A 17412-nucleotide genomic window follows, 5' to 3' on the forward strand; every position below is an offset into this window, starting at 1 on the left:
CACCATCCAGTTCATTTTAAATAGGATATTTTGGGCCTTTCTATTATTTCTCCGTCTAAATAAACTACAGTTCCATTAATTATAGTTGAAGAGACGTCTCCTTTAATGATTAATCCGTCGTATGGAGAGAATCTCGCTTTTGTGTAAAACTTTGAAGAATCTATTTTCCATTCTTTATCTAAGTCAACGACAGTATAGTTCGCCTTACAACCTATATCAAAGCACCCCCATCCGGGCTTCATGTTCAGTATTTTATGAGGGCCCATAGACAACAGTTGAATCAAGTCTTCTAGATTTAATATTCCCTTATTTACCAAATTTATCATCAAAGGTACAGCAATTTCAATCGATGCTATTCCTGATGGGCATTTTTCAAATGGGAGAGACTTCTCCTCTATGCTATGAGGTGCGTGATCTGTACTTATTGCATCAAAATGAGGTAGCAACCCTATAAGCTCTTTAGCTATATCTCTTGTTCTCAATGGAGGATTGACCTTTGCAAGGCATCCAAATTTTTCCTCATCTTCTGAACTTAAATATAAATAATGAGGACATGTATCCGTTGTGAATTTATACTTTTTAGCCATTTCATAAACATACTTATTTGTAACATGAGTAATATGTAGCTTTGCCTTTATACGTGCACTTTCAAGCATATATCCGATTTCTTTCAAAGCGAGCATTTCTGATTCAATGGGCCTGCATGCCCATCTTTTTCCTTTTCCACACTCGCCTAAAGCATCCTTATGCTCAAGATGTATTATTATTGGTTTTTCTATTCCATTAGCCACAAAGCTTTTTAAAATTTCTGGAAGTCTCTCGTGTTCTTCTGGAAAAAGCTCTCCTACGGAAACGACTTCTTTTGCTTTAAGCATTTCAATAAAATCATCAACATCTTTGCCAATTGTTACAGAGATACCGAAATTCACGTATGCTTTTTCATATAAGCTTTTAATTTTCAAATTCAAAGACTTTGTATTATCTATTTTCGGCTTAGTATTTGGCATATCTACAATCCCTGTAAAACCTCCTCTTGCTGCAGCCTTTGTGCCGCTTTCCTCATCTTCCTTGTAACTCAGCTCAAGCCCTCTCAAATGAGCATGTAGATCTATGAAGCCTGGTAAAGCTATCCCTTTCTCTCTCAAGTCTATGCATTCTATATTTCTGCATATAGCTTCATCAGTATTAAGGAGCCTCTTTGAAACAATACCGTCCTCAATAATTAGTGTGAGCTCTTTTAATTCTTTTCCAATAAGAGCCTTAAGCAATAATGCTCTCAAAATGGTATTTTACCTCCGAACATTCAAATACTGGCCCATCTGAGCACATGAGCTTCGTTGTTCCTTTTATATAGCATGAACCACAAATTCCCATTCCACATTTAGTTAAATTCTCTAAAGCTACATAACAATCATTCTTTTTATTACATAAGTTGCAGAAGTTTTTCATCATTACTTCAGGACCTACTGATAAAATCCTATTGTATTCATTTAATCTAATTTCTCTTAGCGCATCCAATGCCTTTCCGCATTTTCCATAGCTACAGTCCTCGGTATAAATTATGAAGTTCTTCAAATTGTTCATTTTTCCATATATTTTAGTTACTTCAAAAAGCTCTGAGCCTTTCTTTACACCCCATACCAAATCAATTTCTGAGCCTTTTGAAAACTTTACAAAATAAGGTATTGGGGCAATTCCTATTCCCCCTGCAACAACTAAAATCTTTTCTCCATTTTTAAAGAAGAACTCTTTTCCAAGAGGACCCATAATGCCCAAAATTTCATTTTTCTTTTTTAAGCTTAGGGCCTTAGTGCCGTTTCCCTTAATTTTATATAAAAAAGTCAAGCTATTTCCGTCATAATCTGAAACGCTAAGCGGAATAAAATCGATTCTAGGAATCCATACCATAAAGAAATTAAATGGCTTGACTTCTAAACTTAAATCTTCTAATGGCAAAAAAGAAATTAAAAAAGTATTTTCAGCGACTTCTTCGTTTCTTTCAATCTTAACGGGCTTAATTTCAAACTTTTTCTTTTCCATTTTTCCTATTCCTCTCAAATTTTGCATATATATCAAATTAATCTTTATTTCTTTAGATAGTTAGTCAGCTTTACTATATCATCTTTATATATTATCGTACCGCAGTACTCGCACTGAAGCTTTAAAGGATCTCTTGACAGGACTTTGAACTTTGTCTTTATGCTTTCATTCCTTTCGTTAGTAATGCAAGTCATATTTGGGCATTTTAACAGCCCTTCAACACGATCTGGTAAGCTGACTTTATATTTCTTAACAACCTCAAAATTTTCTACTATGTTAACTGTCGCAGAAGGCGCAATTAGTGATATGACATCGAAGTCTCTTGGTTCAAGCCACTTTCCTTCTATTTTTATGATGTCTTTTTTCCCCAGCTTTTCACTTTCTACGTTCATTATTATTGCGATCCTATCTCCTTTCTCTCCCCTTATGCCTAGTACTGAAAGTATGTTCATTGCCTTTCCAGCAGGTATGTGGTCTATGACAGTTCCATGTTTTATTTTTGAAACAACTAATGTGGACTTCTCGCTCATAGCTCAACACCAAAGATGAGTGATAATAGAGCCATCCTCACAGGCACTCCATTTTTGGCTTGTTGAAAATATGCGGCATATTCGGTAGAATCGATCTCTTTGTCTATCTCATCCAGCTTAGGTAAGGGGTGCATTATTTTCAACCCCTTTTTCGCATTTTTTAAAAGATCAAGCGTTATTTTATATGACCCTTTTGCTTTTTCGTACTCGGTAATATCTGGAAACCTCTCTTTTTGCAACCTTATAGTATAGAGAACATCAATTTCATCAATTATTTCTTCTAAATTTCTGATTTCCTCGAAAGCAACTCCTTTTTCTTTTAGATAACTTATAACCTCTTCCCTTGCGCCCAAATTCGGCGGAGAAACTAAGTAAAGTTTCTTAGGATTATAAATGAGAAGGCCGTAAATGAATGATGTTGAAGCTCTTCCATATCTCAAATCTCCTACTACTGCATAAGTTAGCTCATCGATCGTGCCAAAAATTTCTCTTATAGTATAAAGATCGATCATTGCTTGAGTAGGGTGATGTTGCTTTCCATCACCCGCATTAATAACAGGATTTTCCGCAATTTCGGATGCATATTTTGCTGCTCCTTCCAGTTTGTGCCTTATTACAATCAAGTTTGAATATGAGTCAAGCATTCTTATAGTATCGGTAAAGTTTTCTCCTTTGCTTATGCTTGTTCCCTCTTCTCCAGAAAAACCGACTACATCTGCTCCCAACCTTTTTGCAGCAACTTCAAAGCTGAATCTCGTCCTTGTCGAAGGCTCAAAAAAAGCCAGCATGACTACTTTATCTTTTAAAAGCTCAAGCTTTTTATCCTTATGCTTTTTTGCTCTGTCTGCATATTCGAACAATGTTTCCAAATCTTCTCTAGTGAACTGCTGTATAGAAATAACATCTTGGTTATAGAAATCTTTATTTATCATAACGCCCTTGCTTAAACATTTCATAAAAAAACGGTATAAAAGCTTTTCTTCTGAAAGTTTCCATTGCCTTTTATATCTTATCAGTATTTTGAGAGATACTCCTGAATTTCTTTATAGGTTTTTTCATCTATAGTATTACTTTCATAGAGCTCTTTAAATAGTTCTTTCGCGGTAAAGAGGCTGTAAAGCTCAACTCCTATGGACTTAAGCTTTTCTCTCGCTCCTTGCTCTCTATCAACTACAACAACTGAGAACATAACATTCCCTCCCATTTCTTTGACGGCACTTATTGCATGTTCTAGAGAACCTCCAGTTGTTGCAACGTCATCTACAACCACGGCTTTTTTGTTTCTCACTTCACCTTCAAGCAGTGCTTGTGTTCCATGCTCCTTTCTATCAAGCCTAACATAAGCAATAGGCTTTCCTGTTTTACACCCGATAAATGAAGCGAGAGCAATTCCAGATGTTGCAATACCAACTATAACATCAGCCTGATCAGTTGGAAATCTCTTCACGATTTCTTCTACAACCTTCTCTCTAAGCGAAGGAAAGCTGTAAAGCCTTCTCAAATCAATGTAAAATGGACTCTCTATCCCAGATGTAAGCTTAAACTTTCCAATTTTTATTATTCCGTTTTTTAAAAATTCTACTGCAATCCCCGACATATTTTCACCCTCTCCTCTATCGTTTTTATAATTTGGGTAGCTTTTTCTTTTATATTTTCTGCGCCAGTTATAGACCTTCCAATAATTTCGTAATCAGCTCCATTGCATATAGCACTTCCAAAATCTGCCCCTTGGGCGCCTACTCCAGGTGATAAAATTTTAATATCTTTTCCCACTTTGCTCCTTACGTTCCTTATTACATCAACTCTTGTTGCTGGCGCTACAACCCCCCAGGCGTTAGCCTTAACTGCAATTTGAAGGAAATCATTTAAATGTCCATCAATATACTCCTTTGATCCTTCATGCGACATTGAAACAACTAATATGAGTTTCAAGCCGAGATCTTTAGCTTTCTTAGAAAGCTTATCTATAGCATTTGAATACCCTACAAAGCTATGTGCGATCATCGCATTAAATCCGTAGCTCTTTATTATTTCTGCAGACATCGACATAATATCCCCTATATCTGCTAGCTTAAAATCAGCTATCAAAAGCCCTTTATAATCTTTAAAAATACGTTTATATGATTCAAGCCCGTTTTTCAAAACTGCTGGGAGACCAATTTTAAAACCGCTAACTAAACCATTTAGTTCATAAAACCTATTTTCTATCCATTCAACCTCGTCTACATTTGGAGGAGGATCCAGTGCTATGATTATAATTTTAACCACCTTTTTAACTTTTGAGTGTTAATGGGGCAAAAGTCCCCTTCAATAAAGGAGGGGATGAATAGCCCTCTATAGAAATGTTCTTATGATTATCAAAAAATAAATATAACTATTCGATACAGACTTGACAAAGATACTTATGGTCACACTGGAGGCCCTGAAAAAATATGTGAAGAGCCAAAGGGAGAGAATAACGTGATCCAATTGGCATTCAAGTACAAGATTTATCCAACGAGAGAAGATGTAAAAAAGATGAGTGTATAGTAAGTTTCCTGGAAGAAACAGGAAACCTCCACCGCAAGGGGGGAGATGCCTCTTCAGTAAGGGCGGGGTAGTTCACATATCATACTATCATATTTTTAAGCTTCGATTCTAGTTATTTAGAATAATATTACAAAATAACAAAAGTTATTAAACAATAGAGGAGGGTGCTGTTAATGAACTTGCTACTTTCTATAAAGAACTTATCGAAAAGCTTCAAGTCAAACAGCGGCGAAATAAAAGTTATAGATAACATATCATTAGATATTTATAACGAATTTTTTGTGATTTTAGGACCTTCTGGATGCGGAAAATCTACTCTACTTAGGATTATTGCAGGAGTTGATAAGCCTACTAGTGGAAATATAATATTTCAAACTGGTAAGCCTCCAAGGTTCGGATTCGTATTCCAGTTTCCATCGCTTATTCCATGGATTACCGTTTTAGAAAACGTAGCAATTGTTCTGAAAAATATGGGTATTCCTAAAAATGAAGCTGAAGAATCCGCAAAAAAGTATCTTTCAATTGTTGGTTTAAGCGGTTTTGAAAATGTATATCCGTATGAGTTAAGCGGAGGGATGAGGCAAAGAGTTAATCTAGCAAGAGCTTTATCAGTTCAGCCAGAAATTCTCCTTATGGATGAGCCTTTTTCCAATTTAGATCCCTTAACTGCAGAAAACTTAAGGGCTGAAATTCTAGATATATGGCTTTCTAACATAACGCCAATGAAAGCGATTATAATGGTGACTCATTCTGTCGATGAAGCAATATTCCTTGCTGATAGAATAGTTATTCTAACTCCTAGACCTTCTAAGATATCAAATATTGTTAATGTTGATTTACCAAGACCGAGAAACAGGAGATCCCCTGAATTTGAAAAAATAGAAGACTTAGTCTACTCCTATGTTAGTTAGAATATATATAACTATATTTTTATTATTATTTGCGTTTCTATTCGTCTCTAATTCTAAAAATAGAGCATATATAGGATCGAACATAATTTTAAAAATTCAAGAATAATTATTAAAGATCAATGACATAACATCAAGAACTGGCTATTTCCTTTTTATATATTTTCTGTGAAATCACTGAATTGTTGGGAATATATACTAATGTATTATCGCTCTTCTTTAATAGTATGAACATTACTCCAATATCTAGAACTTCTCCATCCTCGCCTACGATATTGACTTTATCTCCTATTTTGAATGGTCTTATAGTTAAAAGAAATAGACCAGATATTGCCTGCCCTAGAACCTGTTGGCTTGCATAACCTACTACTAATCCTAGAAAACCTCCTAAAGCTACACCAGCCGTCCCTCCAGCAACACCTCCAGCAATAGAGGAAAGAATTGCTCCTATCCCTATGATTTTAATAGCATTTCTCGCTCCAGCAGCAGCAGAGTGATCATATTTGAACCTTAGATTCCAATATATCACATCAGATAATGATGCGACAATTAAATATCCAAAAAGAATAGCTAAAGGAATATTTATATATGAAGAGTAAGATGAAACATTAAGATTATGTTCTGCCAAAAGCTTAAATACATACCCATTTATTAAGGCACTTATTATTATATATGCAGCGATCCAAAGAGTTAATTTATATATAGAATAAGTGAATTTTTTAGCTATTTCTTTTCTATTGGAAGACATAACTAAATCACTATATTTAATTTACTTTTTCGTTTCTTAAAAATTTTTTAATTTTGAAAAGCGATCAAAAAAATCTTAAAATAAAAACAATGATATAAGGAGCCCATTTTCATTAAATGTGGCGGGCCCGCCGGGATTTGAACCCGGGACCTACGGGTTAAGAGCCTCGGCGAGCTCTTGCCTAGTACCTGTTTTTAATAAAAATTATCATAGTTAATATTTTTTTCTTCTTTTTGTTTTGTTTGGAAAATATAAATCAATGAAAACTCCTTATATAAAAATTTATCTTTTTGTTAACAATCAAGAATATTTAGAAATGGAGCATTCCTTATTATAACATAAGTTTAGTATTGAGTATGCTCAAGGCTAATAAACAGGATTTGGCTACCTCTTATAAGAATGGTACCATATTTCGCTTTAGGTTCCCCAGTTCTCTCCTTTACTTCTGTGCAATTTTTCAATATCACGTTCATAGTGCTATCGCTAAAATCAAGCTCTCCTATATATTCTCCGCCATCTTTTAGTTTAACTAATACATTATTCCCTTTAGCATCTTGTAAATATTTCAATGGTAATTGTGTTTTTGATGACATTAAATTTGCACCTTTATACATATTCGATATAATTTTTACACTAATATGCTTATTATGATGGGGTTTTTATCTCTATCGTTCTACTTTTTGGAGTATCTTATAATGATCTCTTTCTTCATCTCAGGAATAAGCTCCCTTCAGTAAGGTCATTGGCCCACATATCAATTCGTTTTTTTACATCTTTCATATACATTACAATAAGAATGTTTTCAAAGATCTCTTTTCAACTTTTCTAAAGGTTTCTCTTCGACATTCATGAAGTAAAGTTAAAAACTTTTTAATTATCACTGCTTTGAAAAGTGAAGCTTTCGGTTGTAAAGTTCATCTCTATTTGATTCTAGTGGATTTCGCTCTACTCCCATAAATTCAGCTGCATCTGTGATTTTAATTTTTTGATTATAATTTATTCTCAATCTTTCTAGCCTGTTTACATAGTTTTTTTCTCTGGCAAAGTGATGATCTATAATAATTGTGTTCAAAGTATTAATAGAAAAAATTTTTTCTAAATTTTTCTCTCCGTTTTCAACTTCTTCTACGCCCTTTATTGATCCTATGAGATAATAAGGAGGACCACTGATATATACAATTGTAGGTTTGTTATTTATAATCCAACGAGCAGCTTCATCATCTCCCGGACCCTGTGTATCTGAAGCGAACAAATATCTTTGTTCTTCATCATCAATTAATATAACTAGAACTTTTCCTAAAGGCGTATTTTGAGATCCATGCCATAGCGGGAAGGAAATCTTCATTTTTATTCCTTCAAATACAAAATCTTCACCGTTAGTGAAAATTAACTTAGAAATATCCTTAGTTTTTTTAATAAATTCTTTGGCTCTCATTTTTTGACTATAATTAATATCAATTTCAGGATGCTTCATAATGATAGTTTTATTTTTAAAAGCTTCAATACAATAATCATTGCTAAGGTAATGATCTCTATGAAAATGAGTTATTACTATTAAATTTGAATCATTAAGATTTTTGCAAATTTTTTCAATACTTTTTTCCAATTCATTTAATTCAATCTCATGAGGAGGTAGTCCATATCTATATGGAGCCAGTGCAGCTCCTGGATCAATAAAGATTTTAAAGCCTTTGGCTTCAACAATATTAGCCATTGATCGAACTCCCAAACTGTCCGATGTAATAATAGTAATTTTCGTTTAAGTCTACCTCCTAATAATGAATTAAATTAAAAAAAATAAAAGTTTTAATTGTACAACAATAAGATGGAAAACCATGGAAGAAAAAATATCAATAATGCAAAAATATAACATAACTTATGACACTTATGAGATGCTTTATAAAATAGAACAAGAAGAAAAATATAAGCTAATTGATAAGTTAATTGACCAAATAAGAGGAAAAATATTAGATGCTGGAATTGGGACAGGTCTTTTTGAAGAGTATTTATTTAGAAATGGAAAGATGATAAATTTCGATTTGATTGTTGGCATTGACATAAGCATTAAAATGTTAGATGAGCTGATTAAGAAAAGAGATTTTTTAAAAGAAAAAATTGAGTTAGTAAACGGAGATATTGCATTTGCGCCATTTAGAGAAAAAATTTTCGATTATACTTTTTCCTTCACATCTCTTTTTTTAAATAACGATTATGAAAATGAGCTAAACGAGCTTGAAAGGGTCACTAAAAAGAGCATTGTATTAAGTATTCTAAAAAAGGGACTAAAAGAAAAAATGCTTGAAATTCTTCAACATCATAATGCTACTATGATCACGCAAAATGATAAAGATGCAGTATACTTAATTAAATTAAAAAATCATTATCAAAATCAGCTTTGATATGTTGTGATTAAAAATGAACATAAAAGAATCAATGACAGTTATTGATCTTATTGCATTTTTAAGAGAGCTAGAAAAAGAAAAAATTAACTTAAAAGTTTCTAATATTTATCACATCCCTCAGACTAAGAGAATCTTAATCAAGTTAAAAGATCCTTATTTTAAGTTCCTAGTAGCTGAAGCTTCTAAGAAAATTTATTTTTCTAAGTATTCATTACCAACTCCGGAAAAGCCGAGTATTTTTGCACTTTCGCTTAGGAAGTATTTAAATGAAAGAGTTATTACGAGCATAAAACAGATAGGTTTTGATAGAATTTTAAAACTTGAATTCGATAATGACTACGCTCTATATATCGAACTACTCCCTAGAGGAGAAATCATCTTAACAGATCCTACAGAAAGAATCATTCATGCATCATCATTCAAAAAAATGAGAGATAGAAAAATAGAAAGAAATTCGCAATATATTCTGCCTCCAATTTTTGAGAAAAGGCCTACGGCCGAAATGTGCATCGAAGCTTTATCAAGCGAAGGTAAAAAGGGCTTAATTAAAAAACTTGGGCTTCCACATGAACTTATTGATGAAGCTATAGGAGAAGTTGGTTGCGAAAATTGTTTTGAAAAAATTTGCAATAAAATTGAAGAAATAATGGGTTCTTTAGGAATTGATGGAGGATATATAGTTCATCAAGATGATACGCTTATAGCATTCTATCCTTTTAATCCATCTGTAATTCATAAGAATTCTAAAATTGAAAAAACCGAAAAATTCAATGATGCTCTTGATAAGTATTTTTATAGTATTGATGTTCTGAGACCCGTTGCTTTGGAAGACGAAGAAATTTCAAGAACAAAAGCTAGCATTGATAAGATTAGAGAAGATATTGAAAAAGGTGAGCAAAAGGTAAAAGAGCTATATGAAGTTGCAAACAGATTAGCTTCATTTTCTTCATATATAGAAGAAAAAATTAAATGTGCTAGAGAGGTTCAAAAGAAATACGGTTGGGAAAAAGTAAAGGAAAGATGCCCAGGCATACAAAAAGTTTTTCAAAACAGTGGAGAGTTCACTTTAGATTTAGAGGGAAAAGAATATAAATTCAATATATTTGAAGATGCCTTTACGCAAATTGGTAAAATTTTTGATGAAGCTAAAAAACTAAAGAAAAAAGTTGAAAATGCAAAAGCTAATTTAGAAACACTCGAATTAAAGCTCAAAGAGTTGAACTTAAAAAAGCATGAAAAAGAAAGAGAAGTTAAAGCTATAGCGAGAAAAAGAGATTGGTATGAAAAATACATATGGAGCTTTACAAGAAACAGGTTATTGATTATAGCTGGCAGGGATGCACAGCAAAATGAAGCTATAGTAAAAAAATATCTTATGAAGAACAAAAAATCTCTGTATTTCCATGCAGAAATTCATGGCGCGCCTTCTACGATATTATTAGCAGAAAATGAAGATATTAAAGAAGAGGATATATATGACACATCTGTTATAGCAGCATCTTATTCGAAAGCATGGAAGGCCTCTCTAAAAGTCGTGGACGTATTTTGGGTACATAGTGATCAGGTTTCAAAAACTCCCCCTGCTGGAGAATACCTTGAAAAAGGAAGTTTTATGATATATGGAGAAAAAAATTATGTAAGAAACGTTCCATTAAAACTTGGAATTGGATTGCAACAAACTGCCGATAATGCTTATAGATTTTTTGTTGGAAGCGAAGAATCAGTTAAGAAGAATTCCTATCCAGTAGCTATTATTGAACCGGGAAATATTGAAGCTCAAGAAGTAGCAAATAAAATATATCAATATATTAAGAATTTAAACTTTGAGTCGCTTCCATCGTTAAAAGAACTGGTTCAGATAATACCTGGAAAGTCTAATTTATCTTTTGAAATCAATCATTAATCGCAAGAGGTTAGGTATAGCATAACATATTATAATTAGAAAGAAAAAAATATAACTTTTTTAATTTATATTTAGCTTTTGAATAGAGGGAACATCAATGGATATAAAAAGAAAAGAGTATTCAGTTAAAGATTTAATGAGTTTTAATGTTGTTACAGTTGATCCTAATACTTCGTTAGATGAAGCAGTAAGGATTATGCTAGAAAATAATATTGGAAGTGTAGTTGTTGTAAACGAAAAAGGGGTTTTAATTGGAATATTAACAGAAAAAGACTTAATCACAAAAGTGATTAAAGGAAAGCTCGATTTGAAGGATCTTAAGGTGAAAGATATAATGAGTGCTCCAGTCGTATACGTTGAGCCCGATACTCCTCTTTACGAAGCGGTTGCATTAATGCAATCAAAAAAGATAGGTCATCTTCCAGTTGTAAAAAATGGAAGAGTTGTAGGAATTATTGCAACAGGAGATATTATATCAATAGCGCCTGAATATTTGGAGCTACTAAGAATAAAGAAAAAAAGATGAATGGATTTATTAAGTTGAGTGTCATGATAGTTTCTCTCGTTTCATTGTCAATATTTATTAGATTTGTTTATATGTGAAAAGAATTCTTCATCAGCCAAATCTTTTATCCTTTTCGTAATATTCATTAGGTTGTTTTCATACCACTCTTTTCACCTTTTTTCGAAAAATTAAAAAGTAACATTTAAAATGTCATTATGTTTCTATTAATATTCTATAAAAATCATTAAATAAGAGGTTTTTAAAATGACAAAAAACATATATGTCGAAGAAGTTGAGTGGCAACTGCCTCAAGATATGGAAATTGAATTAGTCGAAAGAAAAGGTATAGGCCATCCAGATTATATAGCTGATTCTGCTTCTGAAGAGGTTAGCATAGGATTATCGAACTATTATATTGAGCATTACGGTAGAATTCTTCATCACAATGTGGATAAGGTATTAATTGTTGGAGGACAATCAGATCCTAAGTTCAGAGGAGGTCGCGTCCTCCATCCTATATACATATTAGTTTCAGGCAGAGCAACAACTACAGTAAAAACTGACGATGGCATTGAGAACGTCCCAATTGGAACTATTATAATGTCATCAGTAAAAAAATGGATTAAGAACAACATGAGATATTTAGATCCAGAAGAGCACGTCATTGTGGACTATAAAATAGGAAAAGGAAGTGAAGATCTTACAGGGATATTTGATAGAGGACTTAGTGTTCCGCATGCAAATGATACGAGCTTCGGTATAGGATTTTACCCATATTCTACATTGGAAAATGTTGTTTATCAAACCGAAAGGTTCTTAAATAGTCCAGAAATGAAGAAGAAAATTCCAGAACTAGGAGAAGACATTAAGGTAATGGGCTTAAGAAATAAAAAAGAAATCGATTTAACTATCGCAGGAGCTATGATTAGCAAGCTTGTCGACGACAAAGATCATTATATCAATATTAAAGAAAAAGTGGTTGAAGAAGTTTATAAATATACAGAGAGATTGGCACCTGAATATGAAATAAAGATATTCTTTAATACAGGCGATTCTCCTGAAAAGAATATCTTCTATTTAACAGTTACGGGAACGAGCGCAGAGCATGGAGATGATGGCGCAACTGGTAGAGGAAATAGAGCCAACGGGCTTATCACACCGATGAGACCTATGAGCTTAGAAGCAACAGCAGGAAAAAACCCAGTCAATCACGTTGGAAAAATTTACAATATCATCGCTATGCTAGCAAGCAAGAAAATATATGAGGAACTTCATGAAGAGGCTCATGTTATAGTTCAGATATTAAGCCAAATTGGAAGGCCAATCGATGATCCTTTGGCAACTTCTATTAAATTAACATCTAAAACAAAACCGATAACTAATGATATGAAAGAAGAAGCAAGAAACATAATTGAACAAGAACTAAAAGAAATAACAAAATATACGAAATTAATCCTCGAAAAAAAGGTACAACTATTCTAATATTTTATTTAAAAAATAGTTTTTAAATAATGGTCATATTTTTTAAATTTAGCTTATAATTTTAAATCATAAAGATGACAAAATTTTTAGTAATTTAGAATTTATCTCCATTGATTATAAACCTAAGTCAGATTTTTACCTATCTTTTCTCCTCTTTTCCCTATATTCATTGAATATCTTTTCAAACTTTTCTATCTCTTTAACTTTCTCTATCTCTTTAAGCTTTTCCTCGGCTTCTTTGATCTTATCCAGTACTTTTCTTTCTATGATAATAATGTCTTTAATTTTTTTGTAGTCGTATTCAAATATGGAAACAACAGGTATACCATTTTCTTTTAACAAATTGTATATACCACTATTTTCGCTATACTGATATGAGATGAGAATTCCTCGGATATTTTTATTTTTTAAAAGAATTCCAATATCGCTTTGGTAAGAATCAGGGTTTTCAACATAAATCAAGTTTACATTATATTCGAGTAGTTTGTTAAGATTGCTTTTCGTTAAACTTGAAACAATTGGAACGGGTATATATTCTCCTTTAACTAACTTGTCAAGTATATCTTCATATTCCTTTACCCTTTCTTCGAGCATTTTTATATCTAAATTCTTTGCTTCCAGCTGTTTATTTAATTCGCTAATTGATTCTTTTAAAACACTCATAGTCCTTTCAATGCTAGAATTTATATCAACCAGCTGAACATTCTTTTTTGCTAGTTTAATTTCCTTATCTTTGTTTTTTAGTTCTTCGTAAAGTTTGTTAATCTTTGCCTTTAACAAAATGTTTTCTTTTTTTATTTTTTCAAGCTCTTCATTTAATTTCTTTTCTAAATCTCTGGCTCCGGCTTTATAATCTATTATCACTTTATTTTCTCTTTCCATACTCAGTATCCGTTTCAGTTCTTCTTCTATGGCATCAGAGACAGCCTTACCTTTAATTACTTCCTGCTTTATTTTTCTAGAAGATAAAGAGAGCCCGGTTCTCAAAAGATATTCATCAACTTCTTTTAATTTTTTAGAAAGCGTTTTGAATGCGTTGTAAGCGGCGGAATATGCGTCTCGCATATGAGAATCTAATGATATATCGCTAGTTCCTGATAACGCATTAAATGCCATTTCTCTTTTTACTTCTACGCTCAAAGATTCCTCAGGTATAAAAAGTTCCGCATTAAATTTACTTGCAATTTTTTTAACGGTATCAGGAACAGGTTTAACATCTGCAGCAATTATTACCGGACTTCCATAGCTTTGAATCAACTCTATAACTTCTTCTCTATCTCCAGATCTTTTTGTTCCTAAATATAGTAAATTTCCTTCTATGTCTAAGATTGCAATGCCGAAATTTAGTCCAGGATCTATACCTACAATAATAGGTTTATCTTCTTTCTTCTCCTTTTTAAAAGCGAAGGATATTACCAGGTCATTCTTTATTTCTATACTAACACTTGTTCCTTGCCTGGGTTTTATCAATCCTATTAAACTACTTCTTGGGGTATAGACTGTAAAAATCGCACCATCTATTCCCGCTCCTGATTTTCTATACAAAAGTTCATAATCAAAATTGTTCTTGTCTAAAACATCTTTTATATCATTGGTTATTTGGAGGATAGTAACTCTAACTTTTCTCTTATATCTGTTGTTACTCATTCCTCCAGGTCCATAGCTTCTATTTTTTCTAACAATTATTTTAGTTCTGATCTGTTTTTTAATTAAAGAAGTGCCATAACCTGTATAAGCAAGATATGCTAGATAATAAGCAGTTTTTTGCGGAGTTAAATTAAAAGTTGAAATGCCGGACTTTTTCAAAATGCCTCTAAAATCCTCAAAACCTTCATCATTTAAATTCACTTGAATGAATTCTGTATTTTCGGGGAATAAAGAAATTATCCTTTTTAATTCTCTTACGTTTGGAGCTAATTCAAAAATGTTATCTGTAGCGACTTTTTTAACATTATAGTCCCATGCCAATCTTATTATTTTTTCTAGGCCTCCATTTTCAATTTTAGAAATGAGTTTGCCATCACATATAAGTACAATAGCATATAATTTTTCCATTTGGTTACTAATATCAAAACCAAGTACGCATATATTCGCGTTTGTTTTGCTCATTTTAAACTTTTACCTTATTTGCTTATTTTTAAAAGGTATTTTTCACCAAATAGCAATTATCTATTAATTTTAGAAGCTTAATATTACATTATTAACAACGTAGATTATAAGTTTTTAGCGTATTTCCCACTTAAAAATATTGTTGATTTTTTAAATATTTTTCACATAGTAAAAAATTTCTTCTTTTGCTAAAAATTTACGAATGAAAGCCTAAATTTTAAATCAGTGATTAAGGTTTAAATATTTTTTAGATTTCGATCTCTATTTAAGTTTAGCGATCAGCTTTCCAAGGTAATTAGGTATTACTAAATCTAACTGTTTGCATGATGGTTGACCTGAATTTAAGCTAATAGAGCTTTTAATGCTTAAGAATGATCTCCGACCACTATGTTTTGATGAAATATGTATTCAAAAATAGATGCGGAAAACCTCCTCGCTCTTTAGGGCTAAGAAGAGATCAGCTCAGGATTTTAGTATTTTTATAAAAAATTCCTCGCAATTAAGTTGTGAATTATATTTTTTATTAAAAAAAGTGCAGACATTATAAATATCTCTTTTTAAATAGCTGTTTGCATTTGGATGATTTTTATCAAAATATTGCGGCCAGTCAATGAGTACAGGAATCTCATCGGGTAGTTTTATTATAATGTTATATTCGCTCAGATCGCCGTGCACTATTCCAACTTTGTTATAAGCGATATCGATGACTTCCAATATTTTGAGAAAAACAGTTTCAGGATTTTTCAGCTCTTTTATTTTATACAATTCTACTCCTTCAACATATTTCATAACTACAAGGTTTCTGTTGTATCCAACTACCTCACTTACGTACTTAGTATATTTTGAAAGTATGTCTAAAGCCTTATACTCTCTTTGTGCGCTTATTTTTGATTCATCGAACCAGTTTGATGTCCTCTGCTCTAAAACATACGATCTGAGCCTTTCAGTTTTTTTAAAACTCCTCCTTCCAACCATATGAAACTTTAAAGCAAGTCTTAAGTTCCCTGGACCTATTGCTTCATAAATTTCGCTTTCTTTACCAACATTAGTAAGATCTCCTATAGCCGTTACTAGTCCCTTTCTTACAATTGCACTTAGTGAAATCATATTTAATCCAAGATATGTAAGTTTATATCCTACTATACTTCCTATTTGCCTTCTTATTAACTTCAACGATGAAAGAAGATTTAAAATTGAGTTCATTTTTTCAGAACTAATCCTTGCCTTTTGATGAATATAAGATATTGGAACATATTCGTATTTATGAAGACCACTTTCAATCGCAATCAATATTCTAAACCCTTCATTAGGTATTTTCAAATATAATTCTCCCAATTTCAAAGTTATCACTGAAACATTACCAAATTTCTATAGAATTGTTAATCAAATAGGTTTATATGTTATTTCTGAGTAATAATATTATGGTTTAGGTGATTTCTATTCCAGTTGGAAAAGTTAAAGCTGAGAACATATTGAAAAAATTTCCATATCTTTTGCCATATGACAAAGCTTCTCATGCTAGAGAGCTGATAAGAGAGTATAAAATAAGGGTCCTGGCTGTTGCGAATTCTCCTAATAATCCAAAAATAGTTGGACTAATAAAAAGAGTTAATATCTTAAATATAAGTTCGACAAAGTCAAATCTTCAGGTTAATGATATAATGGAACAGCCTATTGCTATTATTAGAGAAGATGATGAAGTTGATGTCATCCTTAATGCTTTATTAAAAAACAATGAATGGTATGGGATTGTTACAAACAGCAGTGGAGAATATAAAGGTATTGTCGGTCTAGAAGATGTAATTAATTATTATTACAAAAATGAGCCTGAAATCTTTAATGTTGAGGCCTCGGTGCTTTCAAAAAAATTAGAATATCTCTATGAAGATGACGAGATTTCAAAAGCTTGGTACAAAATGCTAGAACATGATTATGCTGGTTTTCCAGTTGTTAAGAGAGATTTAAAAGTTGTAGGATCTTTGACGCAACATGATTTGATAAGCAAAGGCTATACGAGAATCCAACTTGAATCACAGACCTCACCAAGAAAAATACTTGTAAAAGAAGCTATGAACGTGCCGCCTATATGCATCAAACAAAGCGATAAAGTTACAAATGCTGTAGATGAAATGGTAAATAAAAATGTAGGCAGAGTTTTTATTATTGATGATGGTGGAAAAATAAAAGGAATAATAGACAGATCAGATATCGCTAGACTAATATTTGAAAAGAAAATTAAAAGTTAAATAGGTGAAT

17 protein-coding genes are annotated in these 17412 nt (G+C 32.2%); 6 read left to right on the forward strand and 11 right to left on the reverse strand.

From position 1 onward, the window contains the following. Nucleotides 1-11: 11 nt before the first annotated feature. From pyrC to pyrF, 6 genes are all read right to left on the reverse strand, one after another. On the reverse strand, nucleotides 12-1280 hold the full coding sequence (gene pyrC, locus FFONT_RS01380) for a dihydroorotase (RefSeq protein WP_158308284.1): 1269 nt from the start codon (nucleotides 1278-1280) through the stop codon (nucleotides 12-14). Next, nucleotides 1261-2040: an iron-sulfur cluster-binding protein gene (locus FFONT_RS01385; RefSeq protein ID WP_158308285.1), complete on the reverse strand. Its 780-nt coding sequence runs from the start codon at nucleotides 2038-2040 to the stop codon at nucleotides 1261-1263. The genes pyrC and FFONT_RS01385 overlap by 20 nt, the downstream gene beginning before the upstream one ends. A gap of 44 nt (nucleotides 2041-2084) precedes the next feature. Further along, nucleotides 2085-2570, reverse strand: coding sequence for an aspartate carbamoyltransferase regulatory subunit (gene pyrI / locus FFONT_RS01390; protein ID WP_014557421.1), 486 nt, complete (start codon nucleotides 2568-2570; stop codon nucleotides 2085-2087). Continuing rightward, nucleotides 2567-3502 carry an aspartate carbamoyltransferase gene (gene pyrB / locus FFONT_RS01395; protein WP_148683487.1) on the reverse strand — a complete coding sequence of 312 codons (936 nt, stop codon included), beginning with the start codon at nucleotides 3500-3502 and terminating at the stop codon, nucleotides 2567-2569. The genes pyrI and pyrB overlap by 4 nt, the downstream gene beginning before the upstream one ends. Before the next feature lie 80 nt (nucleotides 3503-3582). Continuing rightward, nucleotides 3583-4167: an orotate phosphoribosyltransferase gene (gene pyrE, locus FFONT_RS01400; protein WP_014557423.1), complete on the reverse strand. Its 585-nt coding sequence runs from the start codon at nucleotides 4165-4167 to the stop codon at nucleotides 3583-3585. Continuing rightward, nucleotides 4149-4838 (reverse strand): orotidine-5'-phosphate decarboxylase, encoded by a 690-nt coding sequence (pyrF, locus tag FFONT_RS01405; protein WP_014557424.1) that lies wholly within the window; start codon nucleotides 4836-4838, stop codon nucleotides 4149-4151. Before pyrF ends, pyrE begins: the two co-directional genes overlap by 19 nt. Before the next feature lie 434 nt (nucleotides 4839-5272). Here pyrF and FFONT_RS01410 point away from each other — a divergent pair, with 434 nt between their 5' ends. Continuing rightward, nucleotides 5273-6010 (forward strand): ABC transporter ATP-binding protein, encoded by a 738-nt coding sequence (locus tag FFONT_RS01410; protein WP_014557425.1) that lies wholly within the window; start codon nucleotides 5273-5275, stop codon nucleotides 6008-6010. A gap of 130 nt (nucleotides 6011-6140) precedes the next feature. On the opposite strand, the gene FFONT_RS01415 is transcribed toward FFONT_RS01410, so the two are convergent. The 3 genes from FFONT_RS01415 to FFONT_RS01425 all read right to left on the reverse strand — a co-directional run bounded on the left by FFONT_RS01415 (nucleotide 6141) and on the right by FFONT_RS01425 (nucleotide 8469). After that, nucleotides 6141-6755 carry a mechanosensitive ion channel domain-containing protein gene (locus FFONT_RS01415; protein ID WP_014557427.1) on the reverse strand — a complete coding sequence of 205 codons (615 nt, stop codon included), beginning with the start codon at nucleotides 6753-6755 and terminating at the stop codon, nucleotides 6141-6143. Between the two features lie 344 nt (nucleotides 6756-7099). Beyond that, nucleotides 7100-7348 (reverse strand): LSM domain-containing protein, encoded by a 249-nt coding sequence (locus FFONT_RS01420; protein WP_148683488.1) that lies wholly within the window; start codon nucleotides 7346-7348, stop codon nucleotides 7100-7102. A 284-nt stretch (nucleotides 7349-7632) separates the two neighbouring features. Further along, the gene (locus FFONT_RS01425) at nucleotides 7633-8469 is read right to left on the reverse strand and encodes an MBL fold metallo-hydrolase (RefSeq protein ID WP_014557429.1); all 837 of its coding nucleotides are present in this window, start codon (nucleotides 8467-8469) and stop codon (nucleotides 7633-7635) included. Between the two features lie 121 nt (nucleotides 8470-8590). Here FFONT_RS01425 and FFONT_RS01430 point away from each other — a divergent pair, with 121 nt between their 5' ends. The 4 genes from FFONT_RS01430 to FFONT_RS01445 all read left to right on the forward strand — a co-directional run bounded on the left by FFONT_RS01430 (nucleotide 8591) and on the right by FFONT_RS01445 (nucleotide 13047). Continuing rightward, a complete protein-coding gene (locus FFONT_RS01430) occupies nucleotides 8591-9154 on the forward strand; it encodes a class I SAM-dependent methyltransferase (protein ID WP_014557430.1) in 564 nt (187 codons plus the stop codon). Nucleotides 9155-9170: 16 nt separating this feature from the next. Then, nucleotides 9171-11060: a ribosome rescue protein RqcH gene (gene rqcH, locus FFONT_RS01435; RefSeq protein ID WP_014557431.1), complete on the forward strand. Its 1890-nt coding sequence runs from the start codon at nucleotides 9171-9173 to the stop codon at nucleotides 11058-11060. A 97-nt stretch (nucleotides 11061-11157) separates the two neighbouring features. Further along, a complete protein-coding gene (locus tag FFONT_RS01440) occupies nucleotides 11158-11586 on the forward strand; it encodes a CBS domain-containing protein (protein WP_014557432.1) in 429 nt (142 codons plus the stop codon). 243 nt (nucleotides 11587-11829) lie between these two features. Further along, nucleotides 11830-13047, forward strand: coding sequence for a methionine adenosyltransferase (locus FFONT_RS01445; protein WP_014557433.1), 1218 nt, complete (start codon nucleotides 11830-11832; stop codon nucleotides 13045-13047). 135 nt (nucleotides 13048-13182) lie between these two features. On the opposite strand, the gene FFONT_RS01450 is transcribed toward FFONT_RS01445, so the two are convergent. Continuing rightward, on the reverse strand, nucleotides 13183-15156 hold the full coding sequence (locus FFONT_RS01450; protein ID WP_148683489.1) for a DUF460 domain-containing protein: 1974 nt from the start codon (nucleotides 15154-15156) through the stop codon (nucleotides 13183-13185). A gap of 462 nt (nucleotides 15157-15618) precedes the next feature. After that, nucleotides 15619-16506 carry an RIO1 family regulatory kinase/ATPase domain-containing protein gene (locus tag FFONT_RS01455; protein WP_014557435.1) on the reverse strand — a complete coding sequence of 296 codons (888 nt, stop codon included), beginning with the start codon at nucleotides 16504-16506 and terminating at the stop codon, nucleotides 15619-15621. Between the two features lie 80 nt (nucleotides 16507-16586). Here FFONT_RS01455 and FFONT_RS01460 point away from each other — a divergent pair, with 80 nt between their 5' ends. Then, complete coding sequence (locus FFONT_RS01460; protein WP_014557436.1) at nucleotides 16587-17402, forward strand: CBS domain-containing protein; 816 nt, start codon at nucleotides 16587-16589, stop codon at nucleotides 17400-17402. Nucleotides 17403-17412 lie beyond the last annotated feature (10 nt).

Origin of the sequence: Fervidicoccus fontis Kam940 (genome assembly GCF_000258425.1) — an archaeon.
GTDB classification, from domain to species: Archaea; Thermoproteota; Thermoprotei_A; order Sulfolobales; family Fervidicoccaceae; genus Fervidicoccus; species Fervidicoccus fontis.